Origin of the sequence: Enterococcus sp. DIV1090, from assembly GCF_050537975.1 — a bacterium.
Classification (GTDB): domain Bacteria; phylum Bacillota; class Bacilli; order Lactobacillales; family Enterococcaceae; genus Enterococcus; species Enterococcus faecalis.
The window spans coordinates 168153-185360 of record NZ_CP172917.1; the positions used below are offsets into that span (position 1 = coordinate 168153).

Sequence of the window (17208 nt, forward strand, 5' to 3'; positions counted from 1 at the left end):
GAAGATTGCTTAAGGAGGTGCCAAACCTATGAAACTTCATGAATTAAAACCTGCTGAGGGCTCACGCCAAGTACGTAACCGTGTTGGACGTGGTACTTCATCTGGTAATGGTAAAACAGCTGGCCGTGGACAAAAAGGGCAAAAAGCCCGTTCAGGCGGTGGTGTTCGTTTAGGATTTGAAGGGGGTCAAACTCCATTATTCCGTCGTTTACCAAAACGTGGGTTTACAAACATTAATCGTAAAGATTACGCTGTTGTGAACTTAGATACTTTAAACCGTTTTGAAGATGGAACAGAAGTAACTCCTGTTGTCCTAAAAGAAGCAGGAATCGTTAAAAACGAAAAAGCGGGAATCAAAGTTCTTGCAGATGGTGAGTTAACGAAAAAATTAACTGTGAAAGCAGCTAAATTCTCGAAATCAGCACAAGAAGCTATCGAAGCTGCTGGTGGTTCAATCGAGGTGATCTAATTGTTCAAGCTATTAAAGAACGCCTTTAAAGTCAAAGACATTAGATCAAAAATCTTATTTACAGTTTTAATCTTGTTTGTATTTCGCCTAGGTGCGCACATTACTGTGCCCGGGGTGAATGCAAAGGGATTGTCTGATTTAAGTAGCTTACCCTTTTTGAATATGTTGAATATGGTGAGTGGTAGTGCCATGCAAAACTTCTCTATCTTCTCGATGGGGGTTTCGCCATACATTACAGCCTCTATTATCATTCAACTATTGCAAATGGATATTGTACCTAGATTTGTAGAATGGTCAAAACAAGGGGAAGTTGGGCGTAAGAAATTAAATCAAGCTACAAGATATCTAACGATTGTCTTGGGTGTGGCTCAGTCAATGGGGATCACTGCTGGTTTTAATAGCTTAAGTCAAACTGGGATTGTCAACAATCCAACCTTAGGTACCTTTGTGATGATTGCAGTTATTTTAACTGCTGGGACTATGTTTGTGACTTGGATGGGTGAACAAATTACAGAAAAAGGAATCGGAAATGGTGTTTCAATGATTATCTTTGCCGGGATTATTTCTCGTTTGCCAGGAGCAGTCAAAGAAATCTATGAAGATTACTTCGTCAATATCGAGTCTTCTCGTATTTGGCAATCTGTTATTTTCATTGCAATCTTAGTTATTGCTATTTTGGTGATTGTTACAGTCGTAACGTTCTTCCAACAAGCAGAGCGTAAGATTCCAATCCAATATACAAAACGTGTTTCTGGTGCACCAACAAGTAGTTATTTACCGTTAAAAGTAAATGCTGCTGGGGTTATTCCAGTTATCTTTGCCAGCTCGTTAATTGCAACACCAAATGCCATTTTACAAGCTTTCTCATCAAAATTCGCTGGTGAAAATTGGTATGACATTATGACAAAAATCTTCAGTTATAACACAGTTCCAGGGGCAATCATCTATACTGTCCTAATCGTTGCGTTTACGTTCTTCTATGCATTTGTTCAAGTAAACCCTGAGAAATTAGCGGAAAACTTACAAAAACAAGGAAGCTACATTCCAAGCGTGCGACCAGGTAAAGGTACAGAAGAATATGTATCTGGCGTGTTAATGAGATTAAGTGTTGTCGGCTCAATTTTCCTAGGACTTGTTGCTTTACTTCCAATCATTGCGCAAATGGTTTGGAACTTACCTCAATCAATCGGTTTAGGTGGAACAAGTTTACTAATCGTTATCGGGGTTGCATTAGAAACAACGAAACAATTAGAAGGATTAATGATGAAACGTCAATATGTCGGCTTTATCAATAAGTAAGAATCGAGTGTTGAGGTTTTACCTCAGCACCATTCTCACATATGGCTAGCTTCATAAGCCGGTCTTTAAAATTAGGAGGAGAATATATGAACCTCATTTTAATGGGATTACCTGGAGCAGGTAAAGGCACCCAAGCAGAAAAAATCATTGATACGTATGGCATTCCACATATTTCTACTGGAGATATGTTCCGTGCAGCAATGAAAAATGAAACTGCCTTGGGCCTAGAAGCGAAATCTTATATCGATAAAGGTGAACTGGTTCCTGACGAAGTAACAAACGGAATTGTTAAAGAACGCCTTGCTGAACCAGATACAGACAAAGGATTCCTATTAGATGGTTTCCCACGTACACTGGATCAAGCAAAAGCATTAGATACAATGCTTAAAGAATTAAACAAAAAAATTGATGCTGTCATTGACATCCATGTAGAAGAAGATGTATTAATCGAGCGTTTAGCTGGACGATTCATCTGTCGCACATGTGGCGCAACGTATCATAAATTATTCAACCCGCCAAAAGTTGAAGGCATTTGTGATCGCTGTGGCGGACATGAATTCTACCAAAGAGAAGATGATAAGCCCGAAACGGTTAAAAATCGTTTGGCAGTCAACATTGAAAGTAGCGCACCAATCTTAGCTTTCTATAAAGAACAAGGCTTGATGCATACAATCGATGGCAATCGCGAAATCGATACTGTTTTTTCTGATGTGAAAAAAATCATTGACGAAAACTAATTTCCAATTGCCCGCAGTTTAACCCTGTTGTTGTATTCAGTTTCTCTTGCCAAAACATAACTAAATATGGTAGAATATATCAGTCCGACTTCTACAGTTTTGTGACATCAAAATGAATAACGAAGTTAGTTGAGAATTTCTAGGTGGGAGCTGGAGTTTCCGCCGTTTTATCGTGTGAAAACGCGAAACAAGTACAAGGAGGTACTGTGCGTGGCAAAAGAAGATATGATTGAAGTCGAAGGTACAGTCGTCGAAACTTTGCCGAATGCAATGTTTAAAGTCGAACTAGAAAATGGACACCAAGTTCTTGCTACTGTTTCAGGTAAAATCCGTATGCACTACATCCGTATCTTACCTGGTGACAAAGTAACAGTTGAATTATCACCGTATGATTTAACGCGTGGCCGTATTACTTATCGCTTTAAATAATTGTACTCCGTAAAACCACAGGAGGTATTATCATGAAAGTAAGACCATCAGTAAAACCAATGTGTGAACATTGTAAAGTAATTCGCCGTAAAGGACGTGTTATGGTTATTTGCCCAGCAAATCCAAAACATAAACAACGTCAAGGATAATTAGGAGGTGTAACGAATAATGGCTCGTATTGCAGGAGTAGACATCCCTCGTGACAAACGTGTAGTAGTTTCTCTTACTTACATTTATGGTATTGGTAACACTACAGCTAAAAAAGTTTTAGCAAACGTTGGCGTATCTGAAGATGTTCGTGTACGTGATTTAACAAACGAACAAACAGATGCGATTCGTGCGGAAATTGATAAGTTAAAAGTTGAAGGGGATCTTCGTCGTGAAGTGAACTTAAACATCAAACGCTTGATGGAAATCGGTTCATACCGTGGAATCCGTCACCGTCGTGGATTACCAACTCGTGGACAAAACACGAAAAATAATGCACGTACTCGTAAAGGCCCTACTAAAACAGTAGCAGGCAAGAAAAAATAATTCCTAAGTGAAGGAGGTTAGAACTTCATGGCAGCAAAAAAAGTTAGTCGTAAACGCCGTGTCAAAAAGAATATAGAATCAGGTGTAGCACATATCCATTCTACATTCAACAATACAATCGTAATGATTACTGATACACATGGTAATGCATTAGCATGGTCATCAGCAGGATCATTAGGCTTTAAAGGAAGCAAAAAATCAACTCCTTTTGCCGCTCAAATGGCTGCAGAAGCCGCAACTAAAGTGGCAATGGAACATGGACTTAAAACTGTAGACGTAACAGTTAAAGGACCTGGTTCTGGACGTGAAGCAGCAATTCGTTCATTACAAGCAACAGGTTTAGAAGTGACTGCAATTCGTGACGTGACTCCAGTTCCTCATAATGGATGCCGCCCTCCAAAACGCCGTCGTGTTTAATGAGCGCCACTCATTCTGAGTTTGAATTAGGAACGTCATTGAACAAGACACTTTTCGTTTTGAAAGGGGTATAGATAAGAATGATTGAATTTGAAAAACCAAGAATCGAAAAAATTGATGAAAATAGAGATTATGGTAAGTTCGTCGTTGAACCATTAGAACGCGGTTACGGAACTACTTTAGGTAACTCTCTACGTCGTATTTTATTGTCTTCTTTACCAGGAGCTGCAATTACGAATATTCAAATCGATGGTGTTTTACACGAATTCTCAACCATTCCAGGTGTACGAGAAGACGTAACACAAATTATTTTGAATATTAAAGGCTTAGCATTGAAATTATATGCTGAAGAAGAGAAAACCCTTGAGATCGATATTACAGGACCCGCTACCGTGACTGCCGGCGATATTATCGTGGACAGTGATGTTGAGATCCTAAATAAAGATTTAGTTATCTGTAGTGTTGCTGAAGGAGCTACTTTCCATGCTCGCTTAACAGTGAAACCTGGTCGTGGCTATGTTCAAGCAGACGAAAACAAAAAAGAAGATATGCCAATCGGTGTACTTCCAGTTGATTCCATCTACACACCCGTTCGTCGTGTTAACTACCAAGTAGAAAATACACGTGTTGGTCGTCGTGATGATTTCGACAAATTAACAATGGAAATATGGACAGATGGTTCAATCATTCCTCAAGAAGCACTAAGTTTAGCTGCGAAAATCATGACTGAGCATTTAGATATCTTTGTAAACCTTACTGACGAAGCGAAAAACGCTGAAATCATGGTGGAAAAAGAAGAAACTCAAAAAGAGAAAATGCTAGAAATGACGATTGAAGAACTTGATTTATCAGTTCGTTCATATAACTGTTTAAAACGTGCAGGCATTAATACTGTACAAGAACTTACAAACAAATCTGAACCAGAAATGATCAAAGTACGTAATTTAGGTCGTAAATCTCTTGAAGAAGTAAAACTTAAATTGCATGATCTAGGATTAGGATTACGTAAGGACGATTAAGACTTTTACGAAGTTTCCAGTCCTGCTTAACAGCAGTGGCTCGTGAGAACAGAAACGAAGGAGGGAACCCAACGTGAGTTACCGTAAATTAGGACGCACATCAAGCCAACGTAAAGCTATGCTACGTGATATTACAACTGATTTAATCATCAACGAACGCATCGTAACTACTGAAGCTCGTGCGAAAGAAGTACGTTCAACTGTAGAAAAAATGATTACTTTAGGTAAACGTGGAGATCTTCATGCACGTCGTCAAGCAGCTACTTTCGTTCGTAATGAAGTTGCTAGTGTTCGTGAAGAAGATGAGTCTATCGTTGTTGAATCAGCTTTACAAAAGCTATTTAACGATTTAGGACCTCGTTTCGCGGAACGCCAAGGTGGTTACACTCGTATCTTGAAGACAGAACCAAGACGCGGCGATGCAGCACCAATGGTAGTTATCGAATTTGTTAAATAATTAATAAACCGATCACTTTATAGATGTTTCTTTTAGAGTGTTATGATGTTGGAGGCGACTCCGAGTCTAGCTCTGCTTTCCCTGCTAAAGATGGCTTTAGTAGGGGAGCACTCATCATATAAAGGTGATTTTTTTTTGCTTTGGGAAAACGCTGTTTTCTCAAAGCTTTTTTGTTTCTTAAAAGCATTGCAGAAGCTTTTCCGGTTTGTTATACTGGTTATTAATTGGAATTTTCAGATAATTAAACATCTGAGTTAGTAGAAGGGGGAATTATATGTCACAAATGTTTGCTTTTTCGTTGCTGATGGTTATTTTATACATTGGTGATGTAGTTTCTATCAAAACAAAAGCTTGGATTCCATCTGTTTTTGTTTGTGGTGTTTTATTTATTCTTGGTTATTGGACTATTTTTCCACAAAATATTGTGGAAGTGGCAGGGATTCCTACAGTGGTTGCCACTTTATTAATGTATCTGTTGATTACTAATATGGGCACTCTGCTCTCTGTTAAAGAATTGGTTAATCAATGGAAAACGATTGTGATTGCTTTGTCAGGTATTCTGGGCATTATTGCCTTGTTGTTAGCTGTAGGGACTTTTGTTTTTGACTTAAAAACAGTTTTAGTTGCAATCCCGCCGTTAGTAGGAGGTTTAGTTTCTTCATTAGTAATGTCAGAAGCGGCTCAATCAGCTGGTTTAGCCTCACTTTCGGTTTTGGCAATTTTAATTTATGTCATTCAAGGGTTTGCTGGTTATCCCTTAACTTCAATTGTTCTAAAAAAAGAAGGAAAGCGGAAGCTTCAAGAATATCGAGCAGGGACATGGCAGCCAGTTCATGAACAAGAGGGGCAAGAAACAGGAGCAGAACCAGATGTGCCTAAACTATTTGAAAAAGTACCCAAACGATATCATACAGATTATTCACGAATTTTACGTTTAGCCTTAGTTGCCACACTTGCTTATTATGTTTCTGTGTGGACGGCACCGTTTGTGACGATTAGTCCTTTTGTGCTGTGTTTATGTTTTGGCGTGGTTGCAACGTCTTTAGGCTTTTTAGAAAAGCAACCATTACAGAAAGCAAATAGCTTTGGTTTTGCGATTTTAGGGTTAATGCTTTTTGTCTTTGATGGCTTAAAACAAGCCACACCTGAAATGTTGATGGATTTATTTTTACCAATGATTGGGATTATTGTGATTGGTGTTATCGGGATGTACATCTTTTCAGCAATTGTTGGTCGTGTATTAGGTGTGAGTAAAGAGATGGCATTCGCTGTTTCGTTGACAGCTTTATATGGCTTTCCAGCCGATTATATTATTACGAATGAAGTGATTCAATCATTGACAGAAGATGAACAAGAACAGGCGGCTTTAACGAGCCATTTAATGCCACCGATGTTAGTGGCAGGTTTCGTAACAGTCACTATTGTTTCGGTTATTTTAGCGGGTATTTTTTCAAGTATTTTATTAAGTTTGTAGAAACGGGGCGTAAGTATGAAAAAAATCAAAGCACTGATCAAGCAGCATGCACAAGAAATGATTGCTTTTCGACGGGATTTACACCAACATCCAGAATTACAATTTGAAGAATTTCGAACGACAGAAAAAGTTGCGGCAGTTCTTGATCAATTAGGAATTACTTATCGCAAAACAGAACCGACGGGTTTAATTGCTGAAATTGTGGGCGGCAAATCAGGCCGAGTGGTTGCGCTGCGGGCGGATATGGATGCCTTACCTGTACAGGAATTAAATGAAGATTTAGCTTATAAATCTTTAGAAGCTGGCAAGATGCATGCATGTGGGCATGATTCCCATACCGCGATGTTAGTAACAGCGGCTAAAGTATTAAAAGAAATCCAAGAAGAACTTCAGGGAACGGTACGGTTAATTTTTCAACCATCTGAAGAGAATGCGCAAGGCGCTAAAGTAATGGTTGCGCAAGGCGCAATGACCGGTGTTGATGATGTATTTGGCTTACATATCTGGTCACAAATGCCTGTAGGAACCGCTTCGTGTCGAGTGGGCTCAAGTTTCGCATCCGCAGATATTTTTTCTGTTGATTTTACAGGCCGTGGTGGCCATGGTGCCATGCCAAACGCTTGTATTGATGCGGCAGTTATAGCTTCTTCTTTCGTGATGAATCTGCAAACGATTGTTTCTCGGGAGACAGATCCTTTAGATCCAGTAGTTGTCACGATTGGACGGATGGATGTGGGGACCCGTTTTAATGTGATTGCTGAGAATGCACGTTTAGAAGGAACGGTTCGTTGCTTTAGTGTAGCAACGCGTAATCGAGTAGAACAGGCGCTGCAACGCTATGCGGAACAAACAGCCGCTATCTACGGTGGGACGGCTTCGTTAGATTATCAATATGGAACGTTGCCAGTGATTAATGATGAGCAAGATGCCTTGTTTGCCCAAACACTAATTAAGGAAAATTTTGGTGAAGCGGCCTTAAGACAAGAAGAGCCGACAACCGGTGGTGAAGACTTCAGTTATTATACTGAACATGCTTCTGGTTGTTTTGCCTTAGTGGGAAGTGGTAATCCAGAGAAAGATACGGAATGGGCACATCACCATGGTCGTTTTAATATTGATGAAGATGCGATGGCAATGGGTGCTGAGTTATATGCCCAATATGCGTTTGAATATTTGAAGACACATTTTTAAAAGAAAATCAGTAACTTCTTGTTTTATGAGAACAAGAAGTTATTTTTATGAAAAATAGACCTGTCAAGACAGATAAGAGCTCCCATAATGACCGTTCTTTTGGTATAATAAAAAATAGTGTGAAGAATCAGAACAGATGATTGAAAAAACGCTACTTTTTTGGTAGTGTTAGAAAGAATAAATAGATTGAGGGAGTACGCGATGCAACCAATCATTGAACTAAATAATATCCAATTTAATTATCAACCAGAAGATGCTTCTCCCGCTTTAAAAGATGTGTCTTTTTCCATTCAACAAGGCGAATGGGTCGCTATTATTGGCCATAATGGTTCTGGTAAATCAACGTTAGCCAAAACGATCAATGGGCTGTTACTGCCAGCTGCTGGGACTATCAAAGTTGGCGGCAAAGAATTAAATGAAGCAAACGTCTGGGATATCCGGCGTATGGTAGGAATGGTCTTTCAGAATCCAGATAACCAATTTGTCGGTTCAACAGTCGAAGACGATGTGGCTTTTGGTTTAGAAAATCAAGGTATTCCGCGTGATGAAATGGTCGAACGTGTTCACGATGCATTAGAACGGGTTCGTATGTTAGATTTTGCCAAGCGAGAACCTGCTCGGCTATCTGGCGGCCAAAAACAACGAGTAGCTATCGCTGGTGTGGTTGCTTTGCGACCAGATATTATTATTTTAGACGAAGCGACAAGTATGTTAGATCCAGAAGGTCGTGCAGAAGTAATTGCTACCATTCAAAAGATTAAAGAAGAAAGCAATTTAACAGTTATTTCTATTACCCACGATATTGATGAAGCGGCTAATGCGAATCGTATTTTAGTGATGCGCCAAGGACAATTGACAAACGAGGGAACACCAGAAAAGATTTTTTCTGCAGGAGAAGCGCTTGTTGAAATGGGCTTGGATTTACCGTTTCCTGAAAAATTAAAAGTAGCTTTGAAAGAGCGCGGCGTTGTTGTGCCAACGAATTATTTAACAGAAGAAGGGATGGTGGATTGGTTATGGACATCCGTTTTAAACAAGTAGATTTTACTTACCAACCCAATACTCCTTTTGAGCAACGGGCATTATTCGATATTAATTTAACGATTCAAGACGGCTCTTATACAGCGATTGTCGGACATACTGGCAGTGGCAAATCAACGCTATTGCAACATTTAAATGCTTTGGTGAAACCAACTAAAGGCCAAGTGACAATTGGAGAGCGTGTAATTACGCCAGAAACTGATAATAAGAATTTAAAACCAATTCGTAAAAAAGTTGGGATCGTTTTTCAATTTCCAGAAGCACAATTGTTTGAAGAAACAGTGGAGCGAGACATCGCTTTCGGACCGAAAAACTTTGGTGTTTCAGACGAAGAAGCGAAAAAATTAGCTAAGAAAATGCTTGATTTAGTCGGCTTAGATGAAAAATACTTACAACATTCTCCGTTTGAATTATCAGGTGGTCAAATGCGCCGTGTCGCAATTGCTGGTGTGCTAGCGATGGAACCAGAAGTTTTAGTATTAGACGAACCGACTGCTGGTTTGGATCCTAAGGGTCGTAAAGAAATGATGGAGATGTTTAGTCGTCTGCATAAGGAACATAATATGACCATCGTTTTAGTGACACATTTGATGGATGATGTGGCTAATTACGCAGATCATGTGATTGTTTTAGAAAAAGGACAAATCGTCCGAGCGGGAGCACCACAAGAAGTGTTTCAAGAGACACAATGGCTGAAAGAAAAACAATTAGGCGTGCCAACTGCAGCCGAATTTGCTGAAAAATTAGTGGCAAAAGGCTTTTCTTTTGAGCAATTACCATTAACGGCCGATCAATTAGCCGATCAGCTTCTGAAAAAAATGCAGGAAGCAGGTGAGGCAAAATGATGAATAAATTGATTTTTGGGCGCTATATTCCAGGTGATTCTTTTATCCATCGTTTAGATCCGCGCGCAAAATTATTAGCTAGTTTTTATTTTATTGGAATTATCTTTTTAGCAAATAATTGGCAGAGTTATGTTTTAATAGCAGCCTTTACTGCTTTTGCTATTTCATTATCAAAAATCAGCGCCCGCTTCTTTATCCGCGGTGTTCGGCCGTTATTATGGCTAATTCTGTTTACTGTGGCTCTTCAAACCTTGTTTACACAAGGGGGGGAAGTGTACTTTCAGTGGGGAATTATTTCCATTACCCAGTTTGGTGTGACGAATGGGCTATTTATTTTCTGTCGTTTTGTTTTAATTATTTTCATGTCAACGTTATTAACTTTAACGACGGCACCATTAGAGTTATCAGATGCGATTGAATATTTGTTACGCCCACTTCGTGTGGTGAAATTTCCAGTTCATGAAGTTTCATTGATGTTATCAATTGCCTTACGTTTTGTCCCAACATTAATGGATGAAACGGAAAAGATTATGAATGCCCAACGTGCCCGTGGTGTTGATTTTGGCGAAGGAAACTTACTTCAAAAAATGAAAGCTATTGTTCCACTTTTAATTCCGCTTTTCGTAAGTAGTTTTAATCGTGCGGAAGACTTAGCGACTGCTATGGAAGCAAGAGGTTATCAAGGTGGCGAAGGACGGACAAAATACCGCATTCTTCATTGGCACCTACGAGATACAATAGTAATGTTTGGCTTTGTCTTGTTAACCATTGGCTTATTTGTATTAAGAACTTAGAAAAGGTGAAGAAAAATTATGCCCCGCTATAAAGCAATCATTGCCTATGATGGCACTCATTTTCATGGCTTTCAAAAGCAGCCTAATGAGCGTACCGTTCAAGAAGAAATAGAAAAAACGTTAGCACGCATGAATAACGGACACTCCGTGACGGTTTTTGGTTCAGGACGAACAGATGCAGGTGTTCATGCAATGGGCCAAGTGATTCACTTTGATTATCCGCAGGAACGTCCGTTGGAAAAAATGCGCTTTGCGTTAGACACACAAACACCAGAAGACATTGCTGTGCGAAGCGTGGAACGTGTTTCAGAAGACTTTCATGCACGTTATCACGTGATCGAAAAAACCTATCAATTTAAAGTGGATATTGGCAAACCACGAAGTCCATTTCGACGTTTTTATGCCAGTTATTTTCCGTATCCCATTGATCTCGAAAAAATCCAACAAGCTTTGCCTGATTTATTAGGTACCCATGATTTTACCTCTTTCTGTGCCTCAGGAAGTTCGGTAGAAGATAAAGTCCGAACCATTCATGAAGCCAGTGTTCATGTCAATGAAACGGGGGATGAATTAACATTCACTTTTCGGGGCGATGGTTTCTTGTACAAAATGATTCGGATTTTAGTTGGTACGCTATTGAAAATCGGCAATGGGCGGCTGGAACCAACCGCGATTCCAGCAATTATCGCAGCCAAAGATCGAAATTTAGCAGGTCCGACTGCTCATCCAGAAGGATTGTATTTAGCAGAAGTGAAATATGAAAACTAAAAAGACGTAGACCTTACAAAAAAAGGTCTGCGTCTTTTTAGTTGCAAAATTTAGATGTATTTAACAGCTGTTCCGTAAGCCACGACAGATTGCATGTCTGTGCCAATTGTGCCAGAATCAAAACGCATCATCACAACGGCATCTGCACCTAATTTAGAGGCTTCTGCTTTTAAACGTTCGATTGCTTGGTCGCGTGCTTCTCGTTGCATATCAGTGTAACCTTTGATTTCACCGCCAACTACACTTTTTAGTCCAGCACCTAAATCTTTAAACATATTTTTAGAACGTGTGGTTAACCCGAAAACTTCTCCAATAATTTCATATTCTTGACCGCTAATTCTCTCGGTTGTTGTAACTAACATGGGCAATTTCCTCCAGTACTTGTTGGTAACTTCAATTTACCATAGTCAAGAGTTTGGTACAACGAATATACATAAAAACAACACTAGAAAAGATGCGCTTCCGCATTTTTTCTAGTGTTGTTTTGGTAAGAATTAATCAAGGATAGGATCTTTATTAGAAATCATGACCCAAACCCAACTAATTAGAAAAGCAACCGTTGCTGGAACGACCCAGCCCATGCCAATAGTGAACAATGGTAAGTATTGGCCGGCTTTTTCTAAAAGCGTTGTTACAAACGCCGTATCTTTGATAAAGGCGGGGGAACTATTTAATGCATCTAAAACAGCAGCAATCAATGTGATATAGGTCGTTGCTTGATAGACTTCCCGTCGATGTTTGAAAATAGGACTGATGATTACCAAAAGCATTAAAGTAATCGCCAATGGATAAAGGAACATCAAGACTGGAACGGCAAATTGAATGATGTTGGTTAAGCCGACATTTGCAAAAATAGCTGGTAAAATAACAACAATTGCCAAGAATTTTTGATAGGAAACTTTCGGAAACATTTCTTCAAAAGTCTCAGAAAAGGCTGTGCTTAAGCCGATACCGGTTTTTAAACAAGCAAGAACTACGATAAAAGCCAGTAAAATACTCCCCGGTAGGCCTAAATAGTAATTGGCAATTTGGGCTAAGGCAATCCCGCCGTTTTCACTGATTGGAAAAGCCCCGATACTCATTGTTCCCATATAAGCAAGTAAGGTATAGATAATCCCCATCAATACAACACTGAAAGCACCTGATTTAATCATTCCTTTAGCGATATCTCCTGGTTTTTCGACGCCCATATTTCGTAAAGTGGAAACGACAACAATCCCAAAAGCTAATGAAGCTAAAGCATCCAACGTATTATAACCTTCTGTAAATCCTTTAAAGAAAGGACTTGAAATATAATTTTCACCAACAGCGGCACTGGCCACATGACCTAATGGTTTTACAAAGGCTAAAACAATCAAAATTCCTAGCAATGCTAAAAATAACGGATTTAAAAATTTACCCACATAATCTAAGATTTTACTTGGCTTTCTAGAGAAGAGCCAAACAGCTAAGAAAAATAATGCGGAAAAACCAGCAAGAACCAGCCATTGCAAGTCTTTAGGAACAAATGGTGCAAGACCAATCTCAAAAGAAGTAGTTGCTAACCTTGGTAAAGCAAAGAAAGGACCAATCGTTAAATATAATAGTAAGGTAAAAATAAGAGCATAACGACGATTAATCCGAGAAGCTAAGTCAAAAACACCTGAACTTTTAGAAACACCCATAGCAATGACACCAAGAAAAGGTAAGCCAATTCCAGTGGCTAAGAAGCCCAAGTTTGCTAAAAAGACGGAAGCCCCAGCTTCTTGTCCCATATGTACAGGGAAAATTAAATTTCCAGCACCGAAAAACAAACCGAATAACATTGAACCAACGTATAGATAATCACGCCAAACTAACTTTTTTTGCATAGATTCACACTCCTTAATATTGTCTTATTATTTAAAATAACAGAAGAAGAAACAGAGAGCAACCAGTTTTTATAGAAAACATTGGTTTTCTTATTTTTCTATGAAATAAGCATACTGATAATCATCACAATAGTGTCCATTTATATAAAATTCTTCTTTAAAATGTGCTTCCTGCACAAAATCATGTTTTTCATAGAATCGAATGGCTTCTTGATTGGTAGCCATTACTCGCAAACTCAGCTTATGAATCCCGCTTATCTGGGCCATATCTTTGACATACGACAGCAAAGAACCGCCAATCCCTTGACCTTGGAAATCTGGCGAAACGCCAATACTTAGTAACCATTGCTTTTGATGAGCTGCTAACGAAGTGGGCGGATGGACTTCAATAAATCCAGCGAGTTGTTGTCCGCTGATGGCAACGAAAATCGTTTCATCCTTCATTTTTTCCTGATATGCCGCAAGCGAGAGTGGTTGTATCTCGGCAGGGGTATTCTTTTTTGTCCAAATGATTTGGTCCAAGGTATGTAATGCGGGCCAATCTGCTTCGGCAACTAAGCGAATAGTGAGTGAGGTAGACAAGATAATAGGGCTCCTTTTTCTGAAATTTTAAAATATAAAAAGACTATAGCATTTATTGTCTGAAAATTCAAATACTTTTAAAACGAAAAGAAAAATGGCTGCACCTTTTCGATAAAATCAAAATATGCTACCATAGCTACCAGAGGATAGATGGTAAAAAAGAATCTATCTAAATGGAGGGTATGTTTGTGAAAAAAATGGCAGTATATTGTGGCGCCAGTCTGGGGAATGAGCCAATCTATCAGCAAGCTGCAGTAGCGTTAGCCGCTTGGATGAAAGAAAATCACTATGATCTAGTTTATGGCGGTGGCAATGTTGGTCTAATGGGTACAGTGGCTGATACGCTTTTGGCAGAAGGTGGAGAGGTAATTGGTGTCATGCCCACTTTTTTAATGGAACGAGAGATTGCACATAATGGCATTACAAAGATGCATACAGTCAGTGATATGCATGCGCGTAAGAAAAAAATGATTGAATTGGCAGATGTGTATTTAGCTTTACCCGGTGGTCCCGGCACACTCGAAGAAATTAGCGAGGTGATCTCTTGGGGCCGAGTCGGTGAACATATGAACCCTTGTATTTTATACAACGTGAATGGTTACTATGATTTATTAGCTGCTTTTTTTGATAAAATGGTAGAAACTAATTTCTTAACAGCGGCGGATCGAGCTAAAATTTTCATTTCAGATTCCTTAGAAGAAATTGGTGCATTTATTGATTCCTATGAACCGCCAATGATTCGTCAATACAAAAACTAGTAAAAAAGAGGCAGTCACTCTAACCAGAATGACTGCCTCTTTTTTACTAGTTTTTCGTTAAAATCCGATGTAAGAACTCTTTTGTCCGAGCTTCTTTTGGATGGACAAAAATATCTTCAGCGGTCCCTTCTTCGGCAATGACACCTTTATCCATGAAAATAACACGATCGGATACGTCCCGCGCAAATTCCATTTCATGTGTTACAATCACCATTGTTAGCCCTGTATGGGCAAGATTTTTCATCGTTTTTAGCACTTCGCCAACCATTTCAGGATCCAATGCAGAAGTTGGTTCATCGAAAAGTAAAACATCTGGATCCATTGATAATGCTCGAGCAATGGCTACCCGTTGCTTTTGTCCACCAGATAATTGAGCAGGTTTGGCATCAATAAAACGAGCCATGCCAACTTTTTCTAAATTTTCTAAGGCAATTTTTTTGGCTTCTTCTTTGTTTCTTTTTAGGACAGTCATCTGACCAGAAGTACAGTTTTCTAAGACATTCATGTTATTAAATAAATTGAATGATTGGAAAACCATGCCTAAATGGGTCCGATATTTGGGCAAACTATAACCACGTTCTAAAACATTTTTACCATTATAGATGATTTTGCCATCTGTTGGTTTTTCTAACAAATTAATACAACGTAATAACGTTGATTTACCAGAACCAGAAGAACCGATAATGGTGACAACTTCTCCTTTATTGACGTTCATATTGATATCTTTTAATACTTCGTTTTCGCCAAAGCTTTTTCGTAAATGTTCAATTTCAATAATTGCACTCATCTGTTTGCCTCCTAGCTTTCTTTTCCTTCTTCAGTTAATTCTTCTACTTTAACGTAAGCAGAAGGGCCATCCATTTTACGTTCCACAACACGTAAGATTCGTGTGATCACAAAAGTCATTACCAAGTACATGATGCCGACAATTGTAAAGGTTTGGAAGAACTGGAAGTTTGCGCCAGAAGCAGCATTCCCTTGGAAGAATAAATCTGCAACACCGATAACACTTAACACGGCCGTATCTTTGATATTAATGACAAATTCATTCCCTGTTGCAGGTAAAATATTACGTAATACTTGGGGAATAACGACTTTACGCATTGTTTGTCCATGGGTCATCCCAATCGCTTGTGCTGCCTCGAATTGTCCTTTATCTACTGCGAAAATACCTCCGCGAACAATTTCAGACATATAGGCACCAGTATTCACAGAAACGATAAATAATGCGGCCACTGTTCGGTCTAAAGAGATGCCAAAAGCTAGAGCTAAACCATAGAAAATAACCATTGCTTGAACCATCATTGGTGTACCACGGAAAACTTCAATATAAATAGAAAGAATTAAATTTCCTAATTTTTGGAAGAAACGAGCGACTGGGTTTTCAGAATCTGGAATTGTACGGAAGACACCAATTAGTAAACCAAGGGTTGTTCCGACGACCGTCCCGATTAACGCGATAAATAGCGTTAAACCAGCACCACGTAAAAACATGTCGCCATATTGATTCCAAATATTTTTGAAATCGTTAATAAGTCCTGTTTTTTGTTCATCACTATCTGTTGCTGCAGGTTGATCCTTGATTGCTTGGTCCATAATTTTTGTCCGTTCATCTTGAGAAATACCTGCTAAAATTTTGTTTACTTTTTCAATGTCTGGATCGCCTTTACGCATGCCGACTGCTACTTGTGAGTCTTCAGCGCTAGCATCAAAGCCATTTTCTTTTGGAAATTCTAACATTTTTAATTCTTTATTGACACTAGTTGCTGTTATGCCTTCAGGGCGTTCACTAACATACCCATCAATCATGCCAGAAGCAAGTGCTGTTCGCATAGCTGAAAAGTTATCCATTGCTTGCTGTTTATTGACATTTGGAATTTGATCAATTAATCCGTAGTGGAATGTATTTAGTTGAGCCGTAATTTTAGCATCAGCTAAATCTTTCAAGCTTTTTGCATTAGCGTATTTGCCATCTTTTTTAACAATTACGACAAATTGTGATTCATAATAAGGGTTTGTAAAAGCAATTTCTTTTTTTCGTTCAGCGGTTGGGCTCATTCCGGCGATAATGGCATCAATTTTTCCAGATTGTAAGGCGGGCGCCAAGCCGTCCCATTTGGTTTGGACGATTACTAATTTACGACCTAAACCATCGGCAATTTTTTTAGAAATTTGAACATCATAGCCGCCTGCATAAGAGTTGCCTTGAATAGGCACTGCGCCATGTGCGTCATTTTTCTGTGACCAGTTAAAAGGGGCGTAGCCAGCTTCCATGCCGACACGAAATTCACCATTTTCCTCCGCCGAAGCGTTGGTTGTCATGCCAAGTAACGAAAATAGCGTGACAAGTAGTAGACTGAATGAAAAAACTTTTTTGTTCATCTTTTTCTCTCCTTTAAATTTCTTGTCTGATTGATCGTTTTGTCTTTTTTCAATCAACAAGCTTTGATAATCAGCTGAGCAAAAGCGATTCTGTCTTTTTAAAGGAGAATACTTCTGTCACAACCTATTTTTGAATACAAAAAAACAACCAAACAGATGTAA

Annotated in this window: 22 protein-coding genes; 17 read left to right on the forward strand and 5 right to left on the reverse strand. The window is 39.0% G+C overall.

The genetic code is table 11. The features are described 5' to 3' along the window. Positions 1-28: 28 nt before the first annotated feature. The 16 genes from rplO to truA all read left to right on the forward strand — a co-directional run bounded on the left by rplO (position 29) and on the right by truA (position 11474). Positions 29-469: a 50S ribosomal protein L15 gene (gene rplO / locus IGL48_RS00805; RefSeq protein WP_002356221.1), complete on the forward strand. Its 441-nt coding sequence runs from the start codon at positions 29-31 to the stop codon at positions 467-469. Then, the gene (secY, locus tag IGL48_RS00810; protein WP_002359350.1) at positions 470-1768 is read left to right on the forward strand and encodes a preprotein translocase subunit SecY; all 1299 of its coding nucleotides are present in this window, start codon (positions 470-472) and stop codon (positions 1766-1768) included. It begins immediately after the preceding gene. Between the two features lie 86 nt (positions 1769-1854). Continuing rightward, positions 1855-2505 carry an adenylate kinase gene (locus tag IGL48_RS00815; RefSeq protein WP_048949630.1) on the forward strand — a complete coding sequence of 217 codons (651 nt, stop codon included), beginning with the start codon at positions 1855-1857 and terminating at the stop codon, positions 2503-2505. Positions 2506-2715: 210 nt separating this feature from the next. After that, a complete protein-coding gene (gene infA, locus IGL48_RS00820; RefSeq protein ID WP_002356224.1) occupies positions 2716-2934 on the forward strand; it encodes a translation initiation factor IF-1 in 219 nt (72 codons plus the stop codon). 32 nt (positions 2935-2966) lie between these two features. Then, positions 2967-3083: a 50S ribosomal protein L36 gene (gene rpmJ, locus IGL48_RS00825; RefSeq protein ID WP_002288710.1), complete on the forward strand. Its 117-nt coding sequence runs from the start codon at positions 2967-2969 to the stop codon at positions 3081-3083. A gap of 19 nt (positions 3084-3102) precedes the next feature. Beyond that, positions 3103-3468 carry a 30S ribosomal protein S13 gene (rpsM, locus tag IGL48_RS00830; RefSeq protein WP_002356225.1) on the forward strand — a complete coding sequence of 122 codons (366 nt, stop codon included), beginning with the start codon at positions 3103-3105 and terminating at the stop codon, positions 3466-3468. Between the two features lie 27 nt (positions 3469-3495). Next, the gene (rpsK, locus tag IGL48_RS00835) at positions 3496-3885 is read left to right on the forward strand and encodes a 30S ribosomal protein S11 (RefSeq protein WP_002356226.1); all 390 of its coding nucleotides are present in this window, start codon (positions 3496-3498) and stop codon (positions 3883-3885) included. Positions 3886-3965: 80 nt separating this feature from the next. Continuing rightward, positions 3966-4904 (forward strand): DNA-directed RNA polymerase subunit alpha, encoded by a 939-nt coding sequence (locus tag IGL48_RS00840; RefSeq protein WP_002356227.1) that lies wholly within the window; start codon positions 3966-3968, stop codon positions 4902-4904. Positions 4905-4977: 73 nt separating this feature from the next. Then, positions 4978-5361: a 50S ribosomal protein L17 gene (rplQ, locus tag IGL48_RS00845; protein ID WP_002356228.1), complete on the forward strand. Its 384-nt coding sequence runs from the start codon at positions 4978-4980 to the stop codon at positions 5359-5361. A 45-nt stretch (positions 5362-5406) separates the two neighbouring features. Next, positions 5407-5619: a hypothetical protein gene (locus IGL48_RS00850; RefSeq protein WP_048738125.1), complete on the forward strand. Its 213-nt coding sequence runs from the start codon at positions 5407-5409 to the stop codon at positions 5617-5619. A 16-nt stretch (positions 5620-5635) separates the two neighbouring features. Beyond that, complete coding sequence (locus IGL48_RS00855) at positions 5636-6835, forward strand: DUF819 family protein (protein WP_002359351.1); 1200 nt, start codon at positions 5636-5638, stop codon at positions 6833-6835. Positions 6836-6850: 15 nt separating this feature from the next. Further along, a complete protein-coding gene (locus IGL48_RS00860; protein ID WP_048949629.1) occupies positions 6851-8026 on the forward strand; it encodes an amidohydrolase in 1176 nt (391 codons plus the stop codon). Between the two features lie 201 nt (positions 8027-8227). Then, on the forward strand, positions 8228-9067 hold the full coding sequence (locus tag IGL48_RS00865; RefSeq protein ID WP_002359354.1) for an energy-coupling factor ABC transporter ATP-binding protein: 840 nt from the start codon (positions 8228-8230) through the stop codon (positions 9065-9067). Then, on the forward strand, positions 9043-9912 hold the full coding sequence (locus tag IGL48_RS00870) for an energy-coupling factor ABC transporter ATP-binding protein (protein ID WP_002381364.1): 870 nt from the start codon (positions 9043-9045) through the stop codon (positions 9910-9912). The genes IGL48_RS00865 and IGL48_RS00870 overlap by 25 nt, the downstream gene beginning before the upstream one ends. After that, complete coding sequence (locus IGL48_RS00875) at positions 9909-10706, forward strand: energy-coupling factor transporter transmembrane component T family protein (RefSeq protein WP_002373841.1); 798 nt, start codon at positions 9909-9911, stop codon at positions 10704-10706. Before IGL48_RS00870 ends, IGL48_RS00875 begins: the two co-directional genes overlap by 4 nt. 18 nt (positions 10707-10724) lie before the next feature. Continuing rightward, positions 10725-11474: a tRNA pseudouridine(38-40) synthase TruA gene (gene truA, locus IGL48_RS00880; RefSeq protein WP_002356237.1), complete on the forward strand. Its 750-nt coding sequence runs from the start codon at positions 10725-10727 to the stop codon at positions 11472-11474. Between the two features lie 50 nt (positions 11475-11524). Here truA and IGL48_RS00885 read toward each other — a convergent pair whose 3' ends face one another. The 3 genes from IGL48_RS00885 to IGL48_RS00895 all read right to left on the reverse strand — a co-directional run bounded on the left by IGL48_RS00885 (position 11525) and on the right by IGL48_RS00895 (position 13906). Then, positions 11525-11836, reverse strand: a complete 312-nt coding sequence (locus tag IGL48_RS00885) for a heavy metal-binding domain-containing protein (RefSeq protein WP_002381365.1) — start codon at positions 11834-11836, stop codon at positions 11525-11527. Between the two features lie 132 nt (positions 11837-11968). Next, entirely contained in the window at positions 11969-13324 is a 1356-nt protein-coding gene (brnQ, locus tag IGL48_RS00890) for a branched-chain amino acid transport system II carrier protein (RefSeq protein ID WP_048949628.1), read from the reverse strand. A 90-nt stretch (positions 13325-13414) separates the two neighbouring features. Continuing rightward, positions 13415-13906, reverse strand: a complete 492-nt coding sequence (locus IGL48_RS00895) for a GNAT family N-acetyltransferase (RefSeq protein WP_002356240.1) — start codon at positions 13904-13906, stop codon at positions 13415-13417. Positions 13907-14079: 173 nt separating this feature from the next. On the opposite strand from IGL48_RS00895, the gene IGL48_RS00900 reads away from it, so the two are divergent. Next, positions 14080-14664: a TIGR00730 family Rossman fold protein gene (locus tag IGL48_RS00900; RefSeq protein WP_002385418.1), complete on the forward strand. Its 585-nt coding sequence runs from the start codon at positions 14080-14082 to the stop codon at positions 14662-14664. A 46-nt stretch (positions 14665-14710) separates the two neighbouring features. Here IGL48_RS00900 and IGL48_RS00905 read toward each other — a convergent pair whose 3' ends face one another. Beyond that, entirely contained in the window at positions 14711-15451 is a 741-nt protein-coding gene (locus tag IGL48_RS00905; RefSeq protein WP_002356242.1) for an amino acid ABC transporter ATP-binding protein, read from the reverse strand. Between the two features lie 11 nt (positions 15452-15462). Further along, positions 15463-17046, reverse strand: coding sequence for an ABC transporter substrate-binding protein/permease (locus IGL48_RS00910; RefSeq protein ID WP_002381368.1), 1584 nt, complete (start codon positions 17044-17046; stop codon positions 15463-15465). Between the last annotated feature and the right edge of the window lie 162 nt (positions 17047-17208).